This window comes from Sessilibacter sp. MAH3, from assembly GCF_054658275.1.
The window spans coordinates 58,669-78,096 of record NZ_BAAGIE010000022.1; the positions used below are offsets into that span (position 1 = coordinate 58,669).

At 42.2% G+C, this 19,428-nt stretch carries 17 protein-coding genes; 9 read left to right on the forward strand and 8 right to left on the reverse strand.

The features are described 5' to 3' along the window. The first annotated feature begins 781 nt into the window (after window positions 1-781). From pqqA to pqqE, 5 genes are all read left to right on the forward strand, one after another. Window positions 782-853 (forward strand): pyrroloquinoline quinone precursor peptide PqqA, encoded by a 72-nt coding sequence (gene pqqA, locus ACYQ2C_RS13695; protein ID WP_460052724.1) that lies wholly within the window; start codon window positions 782-784, stop codon window positions 851-853. A gap of 334 nt (window positions 854-1,187) precedes the next feature. Beyond that, window positions 1,188-2,108, forward strand: coding sequence for a pyrroloquinoline quinone biosynthesis protein PqqB (gene pqqB, locus ACYQ2C_RS13700; protein ID WP_460052701.1), 921 nt, complete (start codon window positions 1,188-1,190; stop codon window positions 2,106-2,108). Window positions 2,109-2,161: 53 nt separating this feature from the next. Then, window positions 2,162-2,923, forward strand: coding sequence for a pyrroloquinoline-quinone synthase PqqC (pqqC, locus tag ACYQ2C_RS13705; RefSeq protein ID WP_460103523.1), 762 nt, complete (start codon window positions 2,162-2,164; stop codon window positions 2,921-2,923). Next, window positions 2,920-3,192, forward strand: coding sequence for a pyrroloquinoline quinone biosynthesis peptide chaperone PqqD (gene pqqD, locus ACYQ2C_RS13710; RefSeq protein WP_460103526.1), 273 nt, complete (start codon window positions 2,920-2,922; stop codon window positions 3,190-3,192). Before pqqC ends, pqqD begins: the two co-directional genes overlap by 4 nt. After that, on the forward strand, window positions 3,189-4,379 hold the full coding sequence (gene pqqE, locus ACYQ2C_RS13715) for a pyrroloquinoline quinone biosynthesis protein PqqE (RefSeq protein ID WP_460103529.1): 1,191 nt from the start codon (window positions 3,189-3,191) through the stop codon (window positions 4,377-4,379). The genes pqqD and pqqE overlap by 4 nt, the downstream gene beginning before the upstream one ends. Window positions 4,380-5,202: 823 nt before the next feature. Here the strand turns inward: pqqE and ACYQ2C_RS13720 are convergent. Beyond that, window positions 5,203-6,018 (reverse strand): class I SAM-dependent methyltransferase, encoded by an 816-nt coding sequence (locus tag ACYQ2C_RS13720; protein ID WP_460052688.1) that lies wholly within the window; start codon window positions 6,016-6,018, stop codon window positions 5,203-5,205. A 117-nt stretch (window positions 6,019-6,135) separates the two neighbouring features. Between ACYQ2C_RS13720 and ACYQ2C_RS13725 the strand changes: the two genes are divergently transcribed. Next, window positions 6,136-7,482, forward strand: coding sequence for a substrate-binding domain-containing protein (locus ACYQ2C_RS13725; RefSeq protein ID WP_460103533.1), 1,347 nt, complete (start codon window positions 6,136-6,138; stop codon window positions 7,480-7,482). Window positions 7,483-7,722: 240 nt separating this feature from the next. Here ACYQ2C_RS13725 and ACYQ2C_RS13730 read toward each other — a convergent pair whose 3' ends face one another. After that, window positions 7,723-8,241: a hypothetical protein gene (locus ACYQ2C_RS13730; protein ID WP_460103536.1), complete on the reverse strand. Its 519-nt coding sequence runs from the start codon at window positions 8,239-8,241 to the stop codon at window positions 7,723-7,725. A gap of 380 nt (window positions 8,242-8,621) precedes the next feature. On the opposite strand from ACYQ2C_RS13730, the gene ACYQ2C_RS13735 reads away from it, so the two are divergent. Continuing rightward, complete coding sequence (locus tag ACYQ2C_RS13735; protein ID WP_460103539.1) at window positions 8,622-9,182, forward strand: leucine-rich repeat domain-containing protein; 561 nt, start codon at window positions 8,622-8,624, stop codon at window positions 9,180-9,182. A gap of 221 nt (window positions 9,183-9,403) precedes the next feature. Here ACYQ2C_RS13735 and ACYQ2C_RS13740 read toward each other — a convergent pair whose 3' ends face one another. The 6 genes from ACYQ2C_RS13740 to fabV form a co-directional block, all read right to left on the reverse strand. Then, a complete protein-coding gene (locus tag ACYQ2C_RS13740; RefSeq protein ID WP_460052677.1) occupies window positions 9,404-9,691 on the reverse strand; it encodes a PilZ domain-containing protein in 288 nt (95 codons plus the stop codon). Window positions 9,692-10,458: 767 nt separating this feature from the next. After that, window positions 10,459-11,217, reverse strand: a complete 759-nt coding sequence (locus ACYQ2C_RS13745; RefSeq protein ID WP_460052674.1) for an MBL fold metallo-hydrolase — start codon at window positions 11,215-11,217, stop codon at window positions 10,459-10,461. A gap of 20 nt (window positions 11,218-11,237) precedes the next feature. Continuing rightward, window positions 11,238-12,422, reverse strand: a complete 1,185-nt coding sequence (gene bamC, locus ACYQ2C_RS13750) for an outer membrane protein assembly factor BamC (RefSeq protein WP_460103544.1) — start codon at window positions 12,420-12,422, stop codon at window positions 11,238-11,240. 72 nt (window positions 12,423-12,494) lie between these two features. Next, complete coding sequence (gene dapA, locus ACYQ2C_RS13755) at window positions 12,495-13,370, reverse strand: 4-hydroxy-tetrahydrodipicolinate synthase (RefSeq protein WP_460103547.1); 876 nt, start codon at window positions 13,368-13,370, stop codon at window positions 12,495-12,497. A gap of 69 nt (window positions 13,371-13,439) precedes the next feature. Further along, window positions 13,440-14,378, reverse strand: coding sequence for an LpxL/LpxP family Kdo(2)-lipid IV(A) lauroyl/palmitoleoyl acyltransferase (gene lpxL / locus ACYQ2C_RS13760; RefSeq protein ID WP_460103550.1), 939 nt, complete (start codon window positions 14,376-14,378; stop codon window positions 13,440-13,442). Window positions 14,379-14,803: 425 nt separating this feature from the next. Beyond that, window positions 14,804-15,988, reverse strand: a complete 1,185-nt coding sequence (fabV, locus tag ACYQ2C_RS13765; protein ID WP_460103553.1) for an enoyl-ACP reductase FabV — start codon at window positions 15,986-15,988, stop codon at window positions 14,804-14,806. A 407-nt stretch (window positions 15,989-16,395) separates the two neighbouring features. On the opposite strand from fabV, the gene ACYQ2C_RS13770 reads away from it, so the two are divergent. After that, window positions 16,396-16,968, forward strand: coding sequence for a MiaE family protein (locus tag ACYQ2C_RS13770; protein ID WP_460103555.1), 573 nt, complete (start codon window positions 16,396-16,398; stop codon window positions 16,966-16,968). Window positions 16,969-17,047: 79 nt separating this feature from the next. After that, a complete protein-coding gene (gene argS / locus ACYQ2C_RS13775; protein ID WP_460103558.1) occupies window positions 17,048-18,784 on the forward strand; it encodes an arginine--tRNA ligase in 1,737 nt (578 codons plus the stop codon). Window positions 18,785-19,428: the final 644 nt, after the last annotated feature.

Here is a 19,428-nt window from a genome sequence, read left to right on the forward strand (position 1 = left end):
ATTCACAAATAATGACTTCTGTAGAACCACCAGCAGCTCACATAAAAACAGACATAAAGTTTTTAGACATTAGGTTTTCAGACACCAACCCTTGCAAATGCATCAGATATTGTCATTCAGTAAATTTCTTAAAAAACTTGTTTTATAATTATTTTAAGATTAATAAGTCTTGTATCATCATCAATTCACTTATCTTTCATTTAATCAAAAAATGAAAGTGAACAAAGAAGTCATCGGTTTCTTGAAAACCTCATTCCTTGATAGTCACCAACATTGATAACTTTTTCCTCAGCTGCCAAATACTCGAAGCAAATAATGACTATCTTAGCGATTACAGCCTATGAAGATTACCGTTTGCTTCGATAAAATGAGAAACATTATCGTCAGTTTTATGATGAAGTGATCCAAGAATAGGCAACTTAAGAATAAGGACAATATAACCTTTTATCGTTCAGTGTAGTCGAAAATGCTCTAGAAAATACTGTGATAGAGAGCCTCTAACGCGCTTATTTATAATGGCTAATTAGGGATAATTTTCATGAAAACACAGACTTTGTTGAAAAGAACTTTTTATTAACTGCAAAGTCAAAATTTGTGGGCTATTATAGCTCTCAGGCCATGGTTCTGGTTGAGATTAATTATCTTTGTCTGTTTTAGTCCTAATTCGGGTTAACAGACACTGATTTTTCATCCTAAAGTACCATGTTTTTAGTGAATTCACTTTCCTATTATTGTGATGTCTTCGGACTTCATTTATATAACAAAAAACGAGGTAATTATCATGTGGACTAAACCAGCTTTCCAAGATATGCGCATCGGCTTCGAAGTTACTATGTACTTCGCAAACCGTTAATAAACCGAACTTGGTTTAGGTGGTGGTGTTTTGAGCAGTAATACCACCACTGATCCTTTTCAAAAAATACTGCCCTATCAGTCTCGTCAATTCAGTATCTTTAAAACACAGATGTTTAACGATACACGGTTACTTAACTCAGCATTTTATTTCACGATGACTGAGAATAAATAACAATTCTACCGATGAGCTCTTCTATAAAAACTACAATAATTAACATTGAGCTATTTCAAATCAGATTTCCCAATTTTCTTGCGCTTAGAATCTCTATATTCTCTGTTACTTCTATGAATAAGAAAACCGAAATTAACGTACAAATGTTTGGTCTGTATTTATGAAAATTCATGTTCTTGGGTCCGCAGCCGGCGGAGGCTTCCCTCAATGGAATTGCAATTGCGCGAACTGTAAAGGCTATCGCGACGGTACTTTGAATGCGAAAGCACGAACTCAGTCTTCCATTGCCATCAGTGACGACGGTATCGACTGGATTCTATTTAATACCTCCCCAGACATTCTTACTCAACTTGCAAATTTTAAAGCCATGCAACCTGCTCGCGCGATTCGCGATACGGGTATTGCGGGTATTGTGTTAATGGACAGTCAAATAGACCATACAACTGGCCTATTAATGTTGCGAGAAGGTTGCCCACATGAGTTGTGGTGTACCGACATGGTCTATCAAGACCTAACCACAGGATTCCCTGTTTTCAATATGCTTAAACACTGGAACGGTGGTTTAAACAGACACACCATCAATATTGAAGACGGCAAAAACAGTTTTGAAGTGTCTAAAGTACCTAATGTACGCATGACGGCAATTCCACTGCTAAGCAGCGCGCCGCCCTATTCACCGCATCGTGGCAATCCACATCCGGGTGATAACATTGGTATTTTGGTTGAAAATCTGCGTAACAATAAAACGCTTTTCTACGCACCGGGTCTTGGCAAAATTGAAGATCATTTAAAGCCAATCATGGAAAACGCTGATTGTTTATTAGTGGATGGAACACTCTGGCAAGAAGACGAAATGATTGTTGCAGGTGTTGGCGATAAGCTCGGCGTTACCATGGGTCATTTACCGCAATTCGGTGAAAATGGCATGCTTAATTATTTAGATACTTTAAATAAGCCTCGTAAAATTTTGATCCATATAAACAACACCAACCCAATTCTCGATGAAGATTCGCACCAGCGACAAATTTTAAAAGAACATAATGTTGAAGTCGCTTTTGACGGCTTAGAGTTCGAACTTTAAGTTTGCTCTTAGCTATTAGAATCCAACTTATTTAGAGATAAAAAGAGGCTAATATGACTGATCAAAGCCCAGCGCCCATGAGCACAGAAGAATTTGAGCAAGCGCTAAAAGCGAAAGGTGCCTTCTATCACACCCAACACCCTTATCACATTGCCATGTACGACGGCAGTTGTACGCCCGAACAAATTCGTGGTTGGGTAGCAAACCGGTTTTATTACCAAGTACGAATTCCGGTAAAAGACGCGGCAATTCTTGCCAACTGCAATGATAGAGATACCCGAAGAGAGTGGATTCAACGCATTCTCGACCACGACGGCCACGGTGGTGCCATCGGCGGTATTGAAGCTTGGCTGCGTTTAGGTGAAGCGGTCGGCTTAAAGCGAGAGGAAATTCTCTCTCACGAGCATGTATTACCCGGCGTTCGTTTTGCAGTAGATGCCTATGTGAATTTCGCACGTCGCGCTTGCTGGCAAGAAGCGGCTGCGTCATCGCTTACCGAATTGTTCGCACCAACCATTCACCAAAATCGTTTAGATACCTGGCCTAAGCACTATCCTTGGATTAAAGAAGAAGGTTATCAATACTTTCGCCAGCGCTTAAGCGAAGCTCGCCGCGATGTGGAACACGGTTTAAGTATTACCCTAGATTATTTTAAGACTCGTGAGCAGCAAGAACGTATTCTTGAAATTTTGCAGTTTAAGTTAGATGTTTTGTGGACCATGCTCGACGCCATGACCATGGCCTATGAATACAATCGTCCGCCCTATCACACGGTGACATCCGAGCGTGTTTATCACAAAGGTTTAGGACAATGATTGATCAAATTCCAGCGCTTGAAACGCTTTTTCGTTTTCAGTGGGAGGAAGCTCAGCAGGCTTACGTGCTGCTTTACCCAGAAGGCATGGTAAAGCTCAACGGCCCCGCCGGTGAGATTTTATCCGTGGTTGACGGTCAGCGAACCACCCAAGAAATCATCGACTTATTGAACGAAAAATATCCTGATGCAGGAGGCGTCGATAACGACGTTATGGAGTTCATGAAAGAAGCACAGAGCCAGCACTGGATTCGGTGGATTGAATCATGAGCGGCTCTTGCACCACCAAACCAACACCGCCCCAAACCCATGGGGCACCCTTCTGGTTGTTGGCGGAACTAACCTATCGCTGCCCACTTCAGTGCCCTTATTGCTCTAACCCCAAAGACTTTGCCGGTTACACCAACCGCGAGCTAACCACCGATCAATGGATTTCCGTGTTTGAGCAAGCGCGAAAGCTTGGGGCGGTACAATTGGGCTTTTCAGGTGGCGAGCCTTTGGTACGCCAAGACTTAAGCAAATTAATCTCCGCCGCACGAGGCATGGGTTATTACACAAACCTAATTACCTCGGGCGTGGGTTTAAATGAAACCAAAATAGAATCGTTTAAAAAAGCTGGATTAGATCATATTCAAGTAAGTTTTCAGGCCAGCGACGAAAGCGTTAACAACATGCTGGCAGGCTCGCACAAAGCCTTCCAACAAAAGCTCGCCATGGCAAAAGAAGTGAAAGCCAATGGCTATCCCATGGTTTTAAATTTTGTCACCCACCGCCACAATATCGACAAAATTGATCGAATTATCGAGCTGTGTATTGAGCTGCAAGCCGATTACGTAGAATTGGCGACCTGCCAATATTATGGATGGGCCTTTGAAAACCGCCAAAGCTTAATGCCAACCAAAGCGCAATTAGAGCGTGCTGAAGCCATTACCAATCAATACCGCGAAAAGCTTATTCAAGAAAAAAATCCAATGAAGCTTATTTTCGTGACTCCAGATTATTACGAAGAGCGGCCCAAAGCGTGTATGAATGGTTGGGGACAAATATTTTTAACGGTTGCACCCGACGGCCAAGCATTACCTTGCCACAGCGCGAGAATGCTGCCCATTGAATACCCAAATGTTTTAGATCATTCCCTCGAATACATCTGGAACGAATCACCGGGCTTTAACAAGTTCCGCGGCTATTCTTGGATGAAAGAGCCTTGTGCGTCTTGCGACGAAAAAGAAAAAGACTTTGGCGGCTGTCGTTGCCAAGCGTATATGTTGACAGGAGAAGCAGAGAATACAGACCCTGTTTGCGCAAAATCGCCAGAACACAAACAAATTATTGCCGCGCGTAACGAGGCAGAATTACCGGTACAAAACAAGTTTATTTATCGTAACGAGAGAAACTCGAAAGACTACGTGACTGAAAATAATCTTCTGATCGCTACCGACTCATCATTGGACGAGTAATTATCAAGTTAAAAGTCTGTTGATTCTGATCGACAGACTTTTAACTCACCGCTTTCTGCTTTATTCTTTTAATTCTTTCAACTCCCTTCATTCTTCTAACTCTTTAAGATCACATACACGGCGATGTTGACTCTTCAAAAATAGTGTTTAGGAACCTCTGATTAACTCTTCTATGATTTAGTCGGAGGACAGAAATTGAACATGCGATTTCTAATTTCTTCATAACTTCAATTACTTACCGTTCTTGAAATTAGCGACATCAATAATATGTAAATTTGTCAGGCGTCAATAAACGTTTCAATTTAACATCAGACATCTGAAACAGTTTTAGAAACCGATAACGAAAAAGATGCTTATTTAATATTGAAGAGTATTTATCAGAAACTGCTAAAACAAAAATCAGCTGAAATTTCACTTAAGAATTCTGTATTACAGCCGATAAAAGACTTGCAAGAGTGGGATCAAGACACCAGCGTGAAATCTTAACAAGCCAAACATTCTTATTAAAAATGTTGAGAAAATATCTAAGAACGATAAAGACCGCGTTATTTATACACTACAATGCGCCTTTGTCTGAGATATTTAAGCAATTCCGCTTGGGTGCTAGTATTTTTTTTGTTGGCATGGTTGGCGTATACGCTGCCAAACAAATTCCTTCGTCATTAACCCAAGAAGCTCTCTTGGCAATTTCACTTCTTACCGTTTCAATCGGTTTTTTAATCGCAATTTTGGCTCATATCAGAATGACGATTTCTAGAATTTTGCGTTTTATTACCGGAGGCTCTGACTAACTCCTCCATGATTTAATCGGAGCTTTTTAAGGTTAATCCGGCAATTTTTTTAAACTGTAAATATCGTATCGACTAGACCGCCCCAGCTGTTGAGTATTGGGTTTTACGCTCGCCAAAAACGGGGCAATTTTAGGTCTTTTCACCACCACGCGATATAACGCGGCTTGTAAAGCAAGCTCTAGCAGTTGATCGCTATCTTCATCGTTTCCCACTAACGAATGGAAAAATTGCATTTCTTTTTTTACCGAGGCACTTTTTTTTCGCTCAGGAAACATTGGGTCCAAATAAACGACATCGTATTTTTCATTGCAACTGATCTTAGCTGTGAGTATTTCGATGGCATTTCCAGTCTGTAATGAAATTCTCCGGGCAATTTCAGCAACCTCAAAAGAATCACTGCAACGCGCTCGCTCAAGACCATCGTTTAATAATTCAAAGACTACAGGATGGCGCTCTATTAACGTTAAAGAGGCTCCTAGACTTGCCAACACGAATGCGTCACCACCAAGACCTGCCGTGCAATCACAAATGTGTATATCGGATTTTGTTTTATTAAAACCAACCGCTTTAGCAATTAACTGCCCTTTTCCACCACCAAAAAGTCTACGGTGATTGGCAGCCCCCACTTCAAAATTCACAATGACAGGATTTACTTTTTTAGCGGCTAAATTCTCTAATACCAAGCCTTGCTCGGTATATCTTAATAAAAAGTCGGTCTCTTCTGAAAACGCGCCTAGGTCTTTTTCTTCTATTAAAGAAACTTTTAATCGTGCAGCAAGCGCTTCAGACTCAGAAAGAAAAGCCTTATTTGCTAAAACCTTATAATCGCTAAAACCTCGAACGTTCAACCAATGCTCCAATTTTATACATTTAGTAAAAAAACTATGTTTTTGTAACCATTTTGCAACAATAATCTTGAAAAATTTACCTATGCCTACCTATTTTTTATTTCATCTCTAAATATCATGCTCAAAAAAATTCTTGCAGTTCTGCTCGCAACATTAAGCCTATGCGCATCGCTTGTACCTTATCAAGCACTGGCGCAAACACAAAGCTCAAAACCCAATCTACTCTTTAAAATGACTGGCTCCAATACCATTGGCGCTCAATTGGCTCCAGAATTGGTTAAGGCTTTTTTGGAAGAAAAAGAATTCATCCAAGTTCGAATCGAACCCAGTAAGATCGATAACGAATATACTGTTTTAGCCCTGAATCCTTCGACCGGTCAATATTCATCGGTTGAAATTGCTGCCCATGGTTCTAGCACGGGTTTTAAAGCTCTACAGAATTTAAAAACCGATATCGCAATGGCTTCGCGCAGCATTAAAGAGTCTGAACTACAAGCTTTACGCGTGTTAGGTGATCTGGAAAGCTTCGAGTCCGAGCATGTTATTGCCATTGACGGTTTGGCGATCATCGTTCATCCCAAAAACCCAATAAATGAATTAACCATTACGCAAATCGCCGAAATTTTCAGCGGAAAAATTAACAATTGGTCACAAGTTGGCGGTAAAGATCAACCTATTTCAATACACGCTCGTGACAATCAATCCGGTACCTGGGACACCTTTAAATCACTGGTGTTAATGGACGATTATACCTTGTCAAACAATGCATTACGGTATGAGTCGAACGATCAACTGTCTGCCATGGTAGCTCGCAACGAATACGCCATTGGCTTTGTGGGATTAGCCTCCGTGAATAAGGCTAAGGCCTTGGGCGTATCGGATCATGAAACTAATTCGATACCACCACTACAAATCACCGTTGCAACAGAAGATTATCCCTTGTCACGGCGCTTGTTCTTATACACTCCACAAACTCAGCAAAAATCTATCGTCAAAGAGTTTTTAAATTTTGTGCAAAGCACTCGCGGACAACTGATTGTGGGGGATATAGGTTTCGTTTCGCAAACCCCCATTGCGATTCACGTAGATAAACATCAAGGACCGGACGATTACCTGAAAATTACCGAAAATGCACAACGCCTTTCCGTTAATATTCGATTTAACGAAGGCAGCTCACTGCTGGATAATAAAGCGAAACACGACATTCAGAGACTGGTCGATTTAATGTCACTGCCAGAATATCAAAATAAAGAACTCTTACTGGTGGGTTTTGGTGACGCAAAGCAAACGCCAACGCGTGCGACGGTGTTGTCCAAACTCAGAGCGATTGCGGTAAAGTCAAGGCTGCACGAAAACGGGATTCAAGTTGCGCCCGTAACCGGATTTGGTCACTTTAATCCTGTGGTTTCAAACGATGGCGAAAGAAAATTAAAAAATCAAAGAGTTGAAGTTTGGCTGATTTAATTTCTCTGTTCTCTGATGAATTCTGACCTCTGATTAATTCTAGGATGCGTTAATCAGAGACTACTCTGGCTTTTCAGCAAGCTACCCATAAGGAATTTGAGGCTTCAAGGAAGAAGTTGTTTTTATTTCGATCAAATTTACCTTTCAGTTCTCGTTAACGAGCCAATCCGATTTCCCGATCCAAGCTCTATAGCCATAGATTTTTCTCTGAGCAAGAAGCCGAAAAGTCGATTTTGTAGACTAACTTTGAGGTGTGGCAGCGTGACTTTCTGGCTCTGCTTGCAATTCAAAGTTTTGACACGAGCTAACCACAAAAAACTTGTCGTACTGTTGTTCTGCATTCAGCTGTAACTTGACAAGGTATCGGTTATTTTTACGGAGGATAATCGGGCAGACCGAAAAAGGCACATCGATAATAAAATTCTCCGGCACCTGTTCAATCCTGCCATCAACCAGAGCTAAACGGGTGAAATAATAACGAACCGCCTCAGCGGCAAACACGCCACTGGACGATAACGAGGTATTGACTTGATTGATGGCGTTATCAAGCTCGGCAAGAATAACGGTATTGTAGGCCTCTAAAGGCTCAGGTGACTGCTGGTCAACTGAGTTAGAGTCACCTTGCGCAGACGTTATATCCGCGGAATTTTCCGTATCATTATCTTGAGCCTTTACCGTTGCAAGTGGACTTAAAGCCACGTAACCGACGATAAACACTATTCCCAGCTGAACGAAAGATTGTTTAACCCGTGTCTTCAAGTGGTACATCCCTAAGTACATAAAACTCTCTCGAATCTCTCAAAAGCTAACTGGATAAAGACCATAGACTCCATGATCTACGCGTAAGTTTAAAATTCACATCATTGAACCGGTCAATAATACCAAAGCGTCTTATCAAACAAGCATAGGTTGTTATTTTTATTCCCATAAATCGTAGAAAATATGAGCAATCTAGAGCCCATCCAGCGTATCTATTTAAACTCTGGTTGAAATATAGGTAGCCGCAGAAAATACAATTGTTGCTGTCATAAATCAAAGTAAACTAAAGCGAGCTCAATCAAAAAGACGAGTGACTTTACTTTTGTTGGAACCCTAACTTTAGTAGGATTACTTGACAGCATTCGAGAAAAGGCGAGTTTATGATCAATTCATGCATCGGTTTATGCCAACAATACCTAAAGCGCAAAATTGCTCTCGCATATAGGCCAGTCTTAGGCTTTGCCGTAATCGCCGCGATGGGTCTTTCTGGTTGCCAGAATTACGAAGTAACCCTAAATGAAAAAGAGGTTTACACGCCGCCGCAAGTTATTACCGCTCTAGAATTTGACGATGCAGCCTTAGAAAACTGTATTAGCCTATTTATTGAAGAAAATGGCGTAACCGAATATGGACAGTTAAGTAACTTGGTGTGTACACACGCAGGCATTGAAAACTTGAAAGGAATTAATCGCTTCAGAAAACTTAAGCAAATTAATTTAGCCGATAATCAAATTAAAGACCTAGCTCCATTGCAAGGTTTGAGCAGTCTCGAAAAACTTTCGATTAAAAATAATCAAATTAAAGACGTACAAACCTTATTAAACTTACCCAAATTACAGTACTTAGACTTATCCGGTAACGATCAGGTGTTGTGCGAAGATGTGAAATTACTAGAGCGTGTGGCGGGTATAGTAGTGATTGCGCCGGAGCATTGCCAATAAACACACTGGCAAAAAAATTTAAGTTATCGGGTCATTTAAGATCAAGCAAGGCGAAAATTCAGCAAAGAATCAATTGCTAACATTAAAAAGCGCTTCCAGCTGAGCGCTTTTTAATGTGTTAATCCGAGTACATCAGTTCGTGAACTCGTAATTCCAAGAACAACTCATTGCACACAAAGGATGAATAAACCAATCCGACTAAAAATTAAATAAAGGTATTACTAAAAAATTTGAGTATCTAAAGAACCGGTAAACATTAAACCTACGATATTGCGTTGCTGATGCATTACCTTCATCTTTACCGGATTATCGTTAACAACCCCAGATACTTTTCTGAAGACGACACTAACTTCTGTTCCTACCGGTGGCTTGACATCGACATCGAGCATTACAGAAGCGCCGCCATCGGAGATATCTTTAGCGTAGCCAACCATGGTGCCAAACGTTGGATGCGTCAACTCAACCCGAATTGACGTAGGACGTCTTTCAAACCGACGACGTTCGTCCATTCATTAACTCCTTCTATCTTGTATTCACGGACATCAGATTCAAAAAAAGAAAAGCGGTAGCAAATGCTTTATGAATCGACGTTAAATAATAACATGTTGAATGAGTAATTTCGCTGTAAGAACTAAAGAGAATAAATTTTTTAAAAAAATACCAACACTCTAGCGACTAAAACCCACAATAAGCATAGCAAAAGACCTATAAACCGCGTGTTAGATCATCGATTTAATCACTATTTATTTGGAAAGGGTTTTTGTTTAACGCTTATTTACTACTGTTGGCTCCAGTTTTACGATTATTTATAAAAGGATTAACCCTGAGCTTCTAACACCCAGCGGTGTTTATTAATCTCGAAAACGATAAGTAATTGAAATTACAACAAAATCAGAACCAGTATTTACTATTTCTATCTTGAATTAAATCGTTAGAAAGTTAATCGCTGTTTTTTAAAAATACATCGATCAATTCTTGGAGCCATTATCAACATCTACGAACCCAACAGGATGACGTTTATGACTCGCATACTAGGAAGCCAATATTCAAAATATTCTGAATACGCCATAAAATATTGTGAAATGCAGACAAATATCGATTAACTCAAGAACCTCTGATTAACTCTGCCATGATTTAATCAGAGAGCAGAAATTGATAATGCAATTTCCAATTTTTTCACGATTTCAACCACTTACCGTACGTAGATTTGGTATTTTTAAAGCAGCTCGCAGACCTTCTCGTTCGAAAATAGATTGTGGCGAACAAAGAATAAACGTTAGTTCAAGTCTAACCAGTGAAAACCCTGATCTTGGCAGGCGTAATAAAGTGTTTCGAGTTGATTTTGCCAAGCACTAAACTGCTGCTCGACAATATCTAGCGAATTATTTTGCTGAGAAATGTGCGCGATAACCACATGACGGAGCTGATCTGAAAAAATACGCGCCAAAAAGTTCTCAGCCTGCGCATTACTCAAATGCCCCCAATTACCCGCAACGCGCTTTTTTAAACTGTAAGGATAAGGGCCTTGGGCCAACATCTGTGGATCATGATTGGCCTCTAAGACCAGTGCATGGCAATTCTGATAATGAAAGATCACATGCTCGGAAATACTGCCAAGATCGGTTAGAACACCTAACCGAAAATCTTGGTATTGAAAAATAAACTGAGCAGGCTCTCGGGCATCATGGGGCACAGCAACGGGAGTGACAAATACGTCACCTATTTGGAACGACTGATAACCCTCAATCGTTTGAACCGTTGGAACCTCGCCAAGCTTGCCGGTAACAAGAGTACCGGGCGTTAAATAGACGGGTAATTTGTACTTGCGAGCTAAGGGGCCAACACCTTTGATATGGTCACCATGTTCATGAGTAACCAGAACCGCGGTAAGATCAGAGGGTTTTAAGTCCAAGCGTTCTAAGCGAGCTACCGTTTCTTTAACGGTAAAGCCACAGTCTATGAGAAGTTTGGTTTCGCCTGCGGTAACAACAAGGCCATTGCCTTTGCTACCGCTGCCTAAGCTTGCAAATCTCAAGAATCTATCCTTAGAGATCGTTAAATAAGGTTATTCCTAATGGCACTTAACAACTGCTTGGCCTGTGCTTCGTCGATTCTGCGAGCGTAACCGTCACGAATGAAGACGTGAACTTCGTCGGCAGATTCACGAACAACCACTAAATACCCAGGAACATTTTTAAGCGGTGTTGTTTCTCCTGAGATGACATCTTTAAACAAAGAATCTCTTTCATTGGAGGCAGGTAAATTCTCCAGCACCTCAACAACGGTATAGGGCGAGGTCGGTCCGGCGTTTTTATCTACGCCAGAGAATAAACCGCCAACAGCGCGAATGCCGTTGCCAATCCATGAGCCTTTATTATCTTTAGGTTTTTGATATTGAGAGTAGAAAACACTCTTGTTACTGTCACGTCCCCAAAGATAGAAGCCTTCCTCTTCTAGCGCATGGTTCACACTGGCCCAGGCGCGTAGGTAGCTAATTTTCATCTTTAAGATAGGTTCTTCTGACTCGGTATAGCCAAGAACCACTTTATGTTCACCACCAATGGTTTGCGCTAGTAACGAAGACGAAGAACGCTCTAAATTACTGGCCAATACACTCGAAAGCTCGTCAATCATCCAAGCTTCTCGGGAATCGTCGGTAGAGGATTTTGGCCAAGGTAAGTTTGCTTCTGGCGTTTGGTTAGAAGGAACTTGGCTGTGCAACACATGAATCTCAGCACTTTCTGGCTGAATACCGGTTTCGATGCGCAACTGAAAACGGTCGAAATGCTCTTTATCGTCGGAAAACTGCAACCACGTAGTTTCTATTAAACCATCAGTGGCATCTGTATAGGCTACAGGAAGATCTTTATCACCCAAAAATTCACGTACCTGCGGCCAAACTTCCGATGGTGAATTTGAAACGAAAATCCACTGCCGACCGGAGAGCTTTTGAATCTTTACGGTATCTTCAAGAACAGAACTTGATAGTGGAATTGGGCGAGGCGCTACAAAGACTTGGGTGTAATCGTAGGTTGAATCTTCAATATTGGGAACCACATAAATTTCGGACAATCTTGGGTTTTTCTGATCGTGGTCTGGTGCAAGTGGAGGAATCTCTTCCGCTTTTAGATATTCGTCACCGCGATTACGAAAAAACCCATCTTTGCCAAAGAAGGTTCCACAACCAGTGAGAAGACAGAGAGATGACGCAAGAACTACAACAGGAAAAGACTTAACCATGAAAGTACAAACAACGTGAAATTAATAGAGCTGGATGTATGACACCCAGCATGCAAAAAAACTCAATGAGATTTATAACGCGCCAGCGTTTTTAAGAGCATCGCGTAACGGCTGATGGAACTGCTCAGCAAGATTGGTTAATGGTAGACGAATACCGTGACCAATTTTACCCATTTCGGCAACGGCCCACTTAACAGGAATTGGGTTAGACTCAAGGAATAAAGCCTGATGCAACGGCATTAAACTTTCGTTCAGTGCCCGCGCTTGCTCGGCCTGCCCTGACATCGCGAGAGCGCACAACTTCGCCATCTGATCAGGCACTACGTTGGCAGTAACGCTAATGTTACCGTGACCACCAGCAATCATTAACTCAACCGCGGTTGCATCGTCACCGGAATACACCAAAAAGTCTTTACCAACCTGCGCCATAAGGTCGATCGCGCGAGGCACATCGCCAGTCGCTTCTTTAATACCAATAATGTTGGCCACTTTTGACAAGCGAACAACCGTTTCGGTTTTCATATCAACAGCGGTACGACCAGGAACGTTGTACAGAATTTGTGGAATCGCCACAGACTTAGCAATCATTGAATAATGCTGAAATAAACCTTCTTGAGTAGGTTTATTGTAGTAAGGCGTTACCGATAAACACGCATCTGCACCAGCTTCTTTAGCGGCTTTACTCAACTCGATGGCTTCAGCGGTAGCATTTGCACCGGTACCAGCAATAACAGGAATGCGACCGTTTACTTGATTAACAATCTTAGCGATAACTTCACCGTGCTCTGCAACAGTTAAGGTTGCCGACTCACCGGTAGTGCCCACAGCAACAATGGAATCAGTGCCCTTTTCTACATGCCACTCAACCAACTCTTGCAACGATTTCCAATCTACTTGGCCATCGGCGGTCATGGGAGTAACTAGGGCTACAATGCTTCCTTTAATCATTACTGTGTCTCACTTAACTTGAAAAGTCGCTAATGGTACTTAGCTCATAAACCGGGCACAAGTTCTAACTCAAGAATTTTTTTTCACACCCTTGCTGTATGTTCCATACAAAGGCTCTGCTCCGGGCGGGCGAGTTTTAAACCGGCGATGAACCCACAAATATTGCTCTGGATATTTTCTAACTTGCGCTTCAATAAGATCGTTGACGCGCTGAATATCAGCCATTTCATCGTCGCTCGGGAAGTTTTCTAACGGCGGTAAGATCTCAACTTGGCAACGGCCGTCATCATCACGGCGATGAAAAATAGGCACAACCGGTACCTTGCCTAAACGCGCCAAGCGCGGCGTGGCGGTAATGGTTGCCGCCGGGATGCCAAAAAATGTGGCGAACACACCCTGTTTTATGCCGTAATCTTGATCGGGTGCGTACCAAAGAATTCTGCCAGAACGCATCACTTTAACCGCACCGCGAAGATCAGAACGATCAATCATTTTGCAATCGGAATTATGGCGACCGCGCGCATTGCGTTGCACATGATCAAATACCGGATTTTTGTGGGCTCGGTACATCATATCGATTTTGGTGAAATACGGATTCACCACAGCACTCATGGTTTCAATGGTGGTATTGTGCATACTCAGCATCAAGGCACCACCCTCAAGGTTTTCGAGATATTCTAGGCCCGTAACATCACCAACATTTTTCAATCGCCAATGGGGTTGAAACCAACACATGCCCATTTCAAGACCGTTCATAGCGGTATGGAACAGGTTTTTTCTAAGCAACTGTTCGATTTCTTCGGGGCTTTTCTCAGGAAAGCACAACTGCAAATTTCTTTGCGCAATAAAACAACGACGCTTGGCAAATTTACGCGTAAAAAACGCCATAACATGGCCAATGCCTCTTAAAACCGGCAGCGGCAATTGTGAAAACAATTTCCACAATCCAATAAGAAACCATGTTTTCCAATATTTGGGATGCGATAACGAAGGTGTTTTATCTGTCATTACAGGTCTATAAAGAAAGTTACGAAGCTATGAAGTTACGAATCAATTAATTAAATGCGAGCAAATAATGCTAAATATAAAAGCACACTATCGACCAAAAGCACTCTATCGACCAAAAGCACTCTATCGACCAAAAGCACCTTTTGCCAAATTACGAATAGAAAAGGTCTTTAAATAGAAAAAGTCTTTAGGAAACTCTGATTAACCTAGAGTTTCTCGCGACACAAGGATGTGTCGCCAATTTCAAGAACGGTAAGTGATTGAAATTGTGAAGAAATTGGAAATCGTATTTTCAATTTCTGTCCTCTGATTAAATCATGGATGAGTTAATCAGAGGTTCCTTTAAATAGAAAAGGTGGTTAACATTAACCACCTTCTTAGGTTACAGAATTTCATCTGTGCAACACGGCTTGAACCGAACGCGATTAAAAATTCGCTGTTACGAGCGGTGAAACTTCTTCGTCGTAATCAACGCCTTTAACACCAAAGCCAAACAACTTCAAGAATTCTGCGTTGTAGCTTTTGTAGTCGGTAAGTTCAAAGAGGTTTTCTTCGGTAACTTCCGGCCAAATGGCTTCCACCTTGGCTTGAGTTTCTGGTTTTAACTCACGGTCATCCATACGCAAGCGCTTTTGATCATCCAATCGCGGCGTATCGGTGTACAAACCTTCGGTAAATAAGCGATATGCTTGCTCGATACAACCCTCGTGGGTTCCCTCTTCTTTCATAACCTTGTACAAAATCGAAATGTACAAAGGCATTACCGGAATGGCAGAACTCGCTTGGGTAACCAAAGCTTTTAATACCGAAACATGCGCCTTACCGTTTAAGCCTTGGAACTTGCTCGACATTTGCGCCGCAGCACGATCCAAATCTTCTTTGGCTTTACCAATGGTTGCTTTGCCGTAAATTGGCCACGTTAATTTTTCACCCAAATAGGTGTAGGCGGTAGTTTGGAAGTTCTCAGCCAACAAATCGGCTTCTGCCAAGGCATCAATCCAAAGCTCCCAATCTTCGCCGCCCATAACCTTAACGGTTGCTGCAATTTCTTCTTCGCTGGCAGGCTCAACAGTAACGTCAGAGATTTTTAAGGTATCGGTATTTAAGTTTTTAGCGGTGTACGACTCGCCAATGGGCTTAAGCACAGAACTGTAGACTTCGTCAGATTGGGGATCTTTTCTGCGCGGCGCTGCTAGGCTATACACCACAAGATCGATTTTACCCATCTCTTGCTTGATGGTTTCAATCACCTGAGCTTTAGATTCTGAAGAGAAGGCATCTAAATTTAAGCTTTTAGAATACAAACCTTCTGCCTTGGCGGCTTCTTCAAACGCGGCAACGTTGTAGTAACCGGCTGAGGCTGTTTTTCTGTCGGTCGGGGGTTTTTCGAAGAAAACACCCAAGGTTTTTGCACCGCAACCAAAAGCGGCGGTAATGCGTGAGGCTAAACCGTAGCCAGTAGAAGCACCTAATACCAAAACGTTTTGTGGGCCATTGCTGACTTTGCCCTGAGCTTTCACATACTCAATTTGTTCTTTCACGTTCGCCGCACAACCCGTTGGGTGAGCATTAGTACAGATGAAACCACGAACTTTAGGTTTTATGATCATAATGTAGCCTTATTGTAGTTGTTCATGAATGCAGCAAAAGGCTCTGCTACAGTCAGTGAATAAGAAACCGAGACTTGGTCAAAAAGCACGGAACCTTGCCGCGCATCCAATCAAGTGGCGAGATTATAAAGATGGCAGCGCCAATCGCCCACGACTTCTTTAACAGAAACCAATGGATAAGCCATCTCGGTAATCATTTAACATTGTTTCGAAGTATTCAGAGCACGCACAATAAACCAACGCGAACTGGTGAAACCTCAAATTAGCACTCTATCTGTGGGCTAAAAACCGAATTGCAATCCATTCCAACATTACTTTTCGAATCCGTTATAATGCGCGCCCAACAGAGCCATATCCTGCTTAACCGCCAGGCTCACAACAACACGTGCCGAGACTTGATTGATTCAATGAGTTTTTTACGATTTAAAACCCCACACGCATGGACCCAAACGGTACTTGAAGATTTTGATACGTTTCTTCAAGACCACGCCGCCGCCGAGAAAAAAGCCTCGGGCATGGCGGTGTCTATGCTGTCGCACTACCCCGATCGCATCGAGCTGGTTAAGGCCATGACCGATTTGGCTCTAGAAGAAATGTCGCATTTTAAAGAAGTGATAAAAATCATCTACGCGCGCGGCAAAATTCTGGGTGATGACCAGAAAGATCCCTACATCAACGACTTTCGTAAGGCGTACCGGCGCGGTACCGACGAGTATCTCATCGACCGATTGTTGATAGCTGGCATTATAGAAGCCCGAGGCTGCGAGCGGTTTGCATTGGTTGGCGAAGCGCTAGAAGCTGGCCCAATGAAAGCGTTTTACCAAGCGATTGCCGAATCTGAAGGCCGTCATCATGAGCTATTCATCAATCTTGCCGAGTTATACTTTCCCAAAGAAATTATCGCGCAACGACTGGATGAACTGTTAAACATCGAAGCCAACATTGTTGAAGGTTTGCCGCTAAGAGCAGCGCTACACTGAATATAAAAAGCCGCCGCAAGCCGATTTCGCGAATCAACCCTATTTCTGAGTGATAAACACTTTTCAGTAAAGAGACACAATGAACATCAAAGAATTTTTAAGCGCCCAATTCAAAGCGGCGATGACCCAAGCTGGAATTCCAGACTCGTTTGAGCCACACCTAGCGCAACCGAAAAAAGCCGGTTTTGGTGACTATCAAGCCAACGGTGCCATGGCGGCAGCAAAAGCCATGAAGACCAATCCTCGCGCCCTTGCCGAGCAAATTGTTGCCAATTTAAAGCTTGAAGACATCGCCGAAAAAACCGAAATCGCAGGCCCTGGCTTTATCAACCTTTATTTAAAACCTGAATGGCTAACACAGCAGTTAAGTGCCGCGCTCACCCTACCCGCATTAACTGTTGAGAAAACCGACCTACCACAAACCGTGGTTATGGATTACTCGGCGCCAAACCTTGCCAAAGAAATGCACGTGGGTCATTTGCGCTCAACCATTATTGGCGACGCCATGGCACGCACCATGGAGTTTTTAGGCCACAAGGTTATTCGCCAAAACCATGTCGGCGACTGGGGAACCCAATTCGGTATGTTGATTGCGGAGCTGGAAGAACAACAAAGCAACGCCAACGCCGAAATTGCCTTAAGCGATTTAGAAGTTTTTTATCAGCAAGCCAAAAAACACTTTGATGCCGACGAAGACTTCGCCAATACCGCACGCGAATACGTAGTGAACTTACAATCTGGCGACGAGCGTGTGCTGGCATTGTGGCAACAATTTCGTGAAATCTCTTTTAGTCACGGCGAAGACATCTACGAAAAATTAAACGTCACCTTAACTCGCGATGACGTTATGGGCGAAAGTGCTTACAACACAGACTTACCGGTTGTTGTTCAAGACCTTATCGATAAAGGCATGGCGGTTGAAGACCAAGGCGCCATCGTAGTATTTTTGGATGAATTCGCCGATAAAGACGGCAACCCAAGCCCGGTTATTATTCGCAAACGTGAAGGTGCGTACCTTTACGCCACAACGGATTTGTCGTGTTTGCGTTACCGAGTGGGCACCTTAAAAGGTGATCGCTTGATGTACTTTATCGACGCGCGCCAAAGTCTGCACATGCAACAGGTTTTCACCATCGGCCGAAAAGCGGGTTACGTGCCTGATAGCGTAAGCTTAGAGCATCTTGGCTTTGGCACCATGAACGGCGAAGACGGCACACCTTTTAAAACCAGAAGCGGTGGCACCGTTAAACTCGCGCAATTACTGGATGAAGCCGTAACCCGAGCGCGAGCCTTAATTGAAGAGAAAAACCCAACATTAACCGATGCCGAGAAAGATGAAATTTCTCGCAAAGTGGGTATTGGTGCCGTTAAGTACGCCGATCTCTCTAAAACCCGTACCACCGACTACATCTTTAGCTGGAACTCCATGCTGGCGTTCGAAGGCAACACTGCTCCCTACTTGCAATACGCTTACACGCGAATTCGCAGTATTTTCAGAAAAGCAGACATTAATTTCGAACAATTCCACGCACCAATTACATTAAGCGAAGAATTAGAGAAAACACTAACCTTAAAACTCTTACAATTACCCGAAACCCTAGAACACGTTGCCCGTGAAGCCTTCCCCCACGTGCTTTGTACCTATTTATTCGAGTTAACCAGCTTATTTATGAGCTTCTACGAAGCTTGCCCAATTTTAAAAGACGGCATCGACGAACCAACACGCAACAGCCGTTTAGGCTTATCCAAAGGTGTTGCCAAAACTCTAGAATTAGGACTTGGCTTATTGGGTATTGAAGTGATGGAAAAAATGTAAAGGAAACTCTGATTAACCTAGAGTTTCTCGCGACACAAGGATGTGTCGCCAATTTCAAGAACTGTAAGTGATTGAAATTGTGAAGAAATTGGAAATCACATTTTCAATTTCTTCCCTCTGATTAAATCAAGGATGAGTTAATCAGAGGTTCCTAAATTTAAATACATTAATTTTTAAATCGACATCATCTTGTCACTCTCTTAATAAAGGCCAGTAAAATTGCTGGCCTTTGTTTTATCTCTAGAAAATTACAAATTTTTCCTTCGCGTAAGCCCTTCAAAAGCTCGCAACCAAAATACCTATTGCTCTTTAAAAAAATCCACAAAAACTACATTTATTGAAAAAATAAATTCAAAAAAATTTACAAACTCCATTGATAAGAACGGTAATAAATTAATTTCATCCTTAAAAACAGACACAAACTTTAAAATCAACCTCGCGTGCGCAGGGAACACAAAGGTCTTTTTACTCTTTTCCTATTCACCTCTTAAAATTTTTTGATCAACACGAATAAGCATTAGAGATTATTTTCAATAAAACTTAAAAATGTGATTTTATTAACACCTTAAAATTATTTCTTCTGCGATTTAAATTTATAAACCTGCACCTAGATTAAAATGGATTTCGATACTAGGTAACGTTAA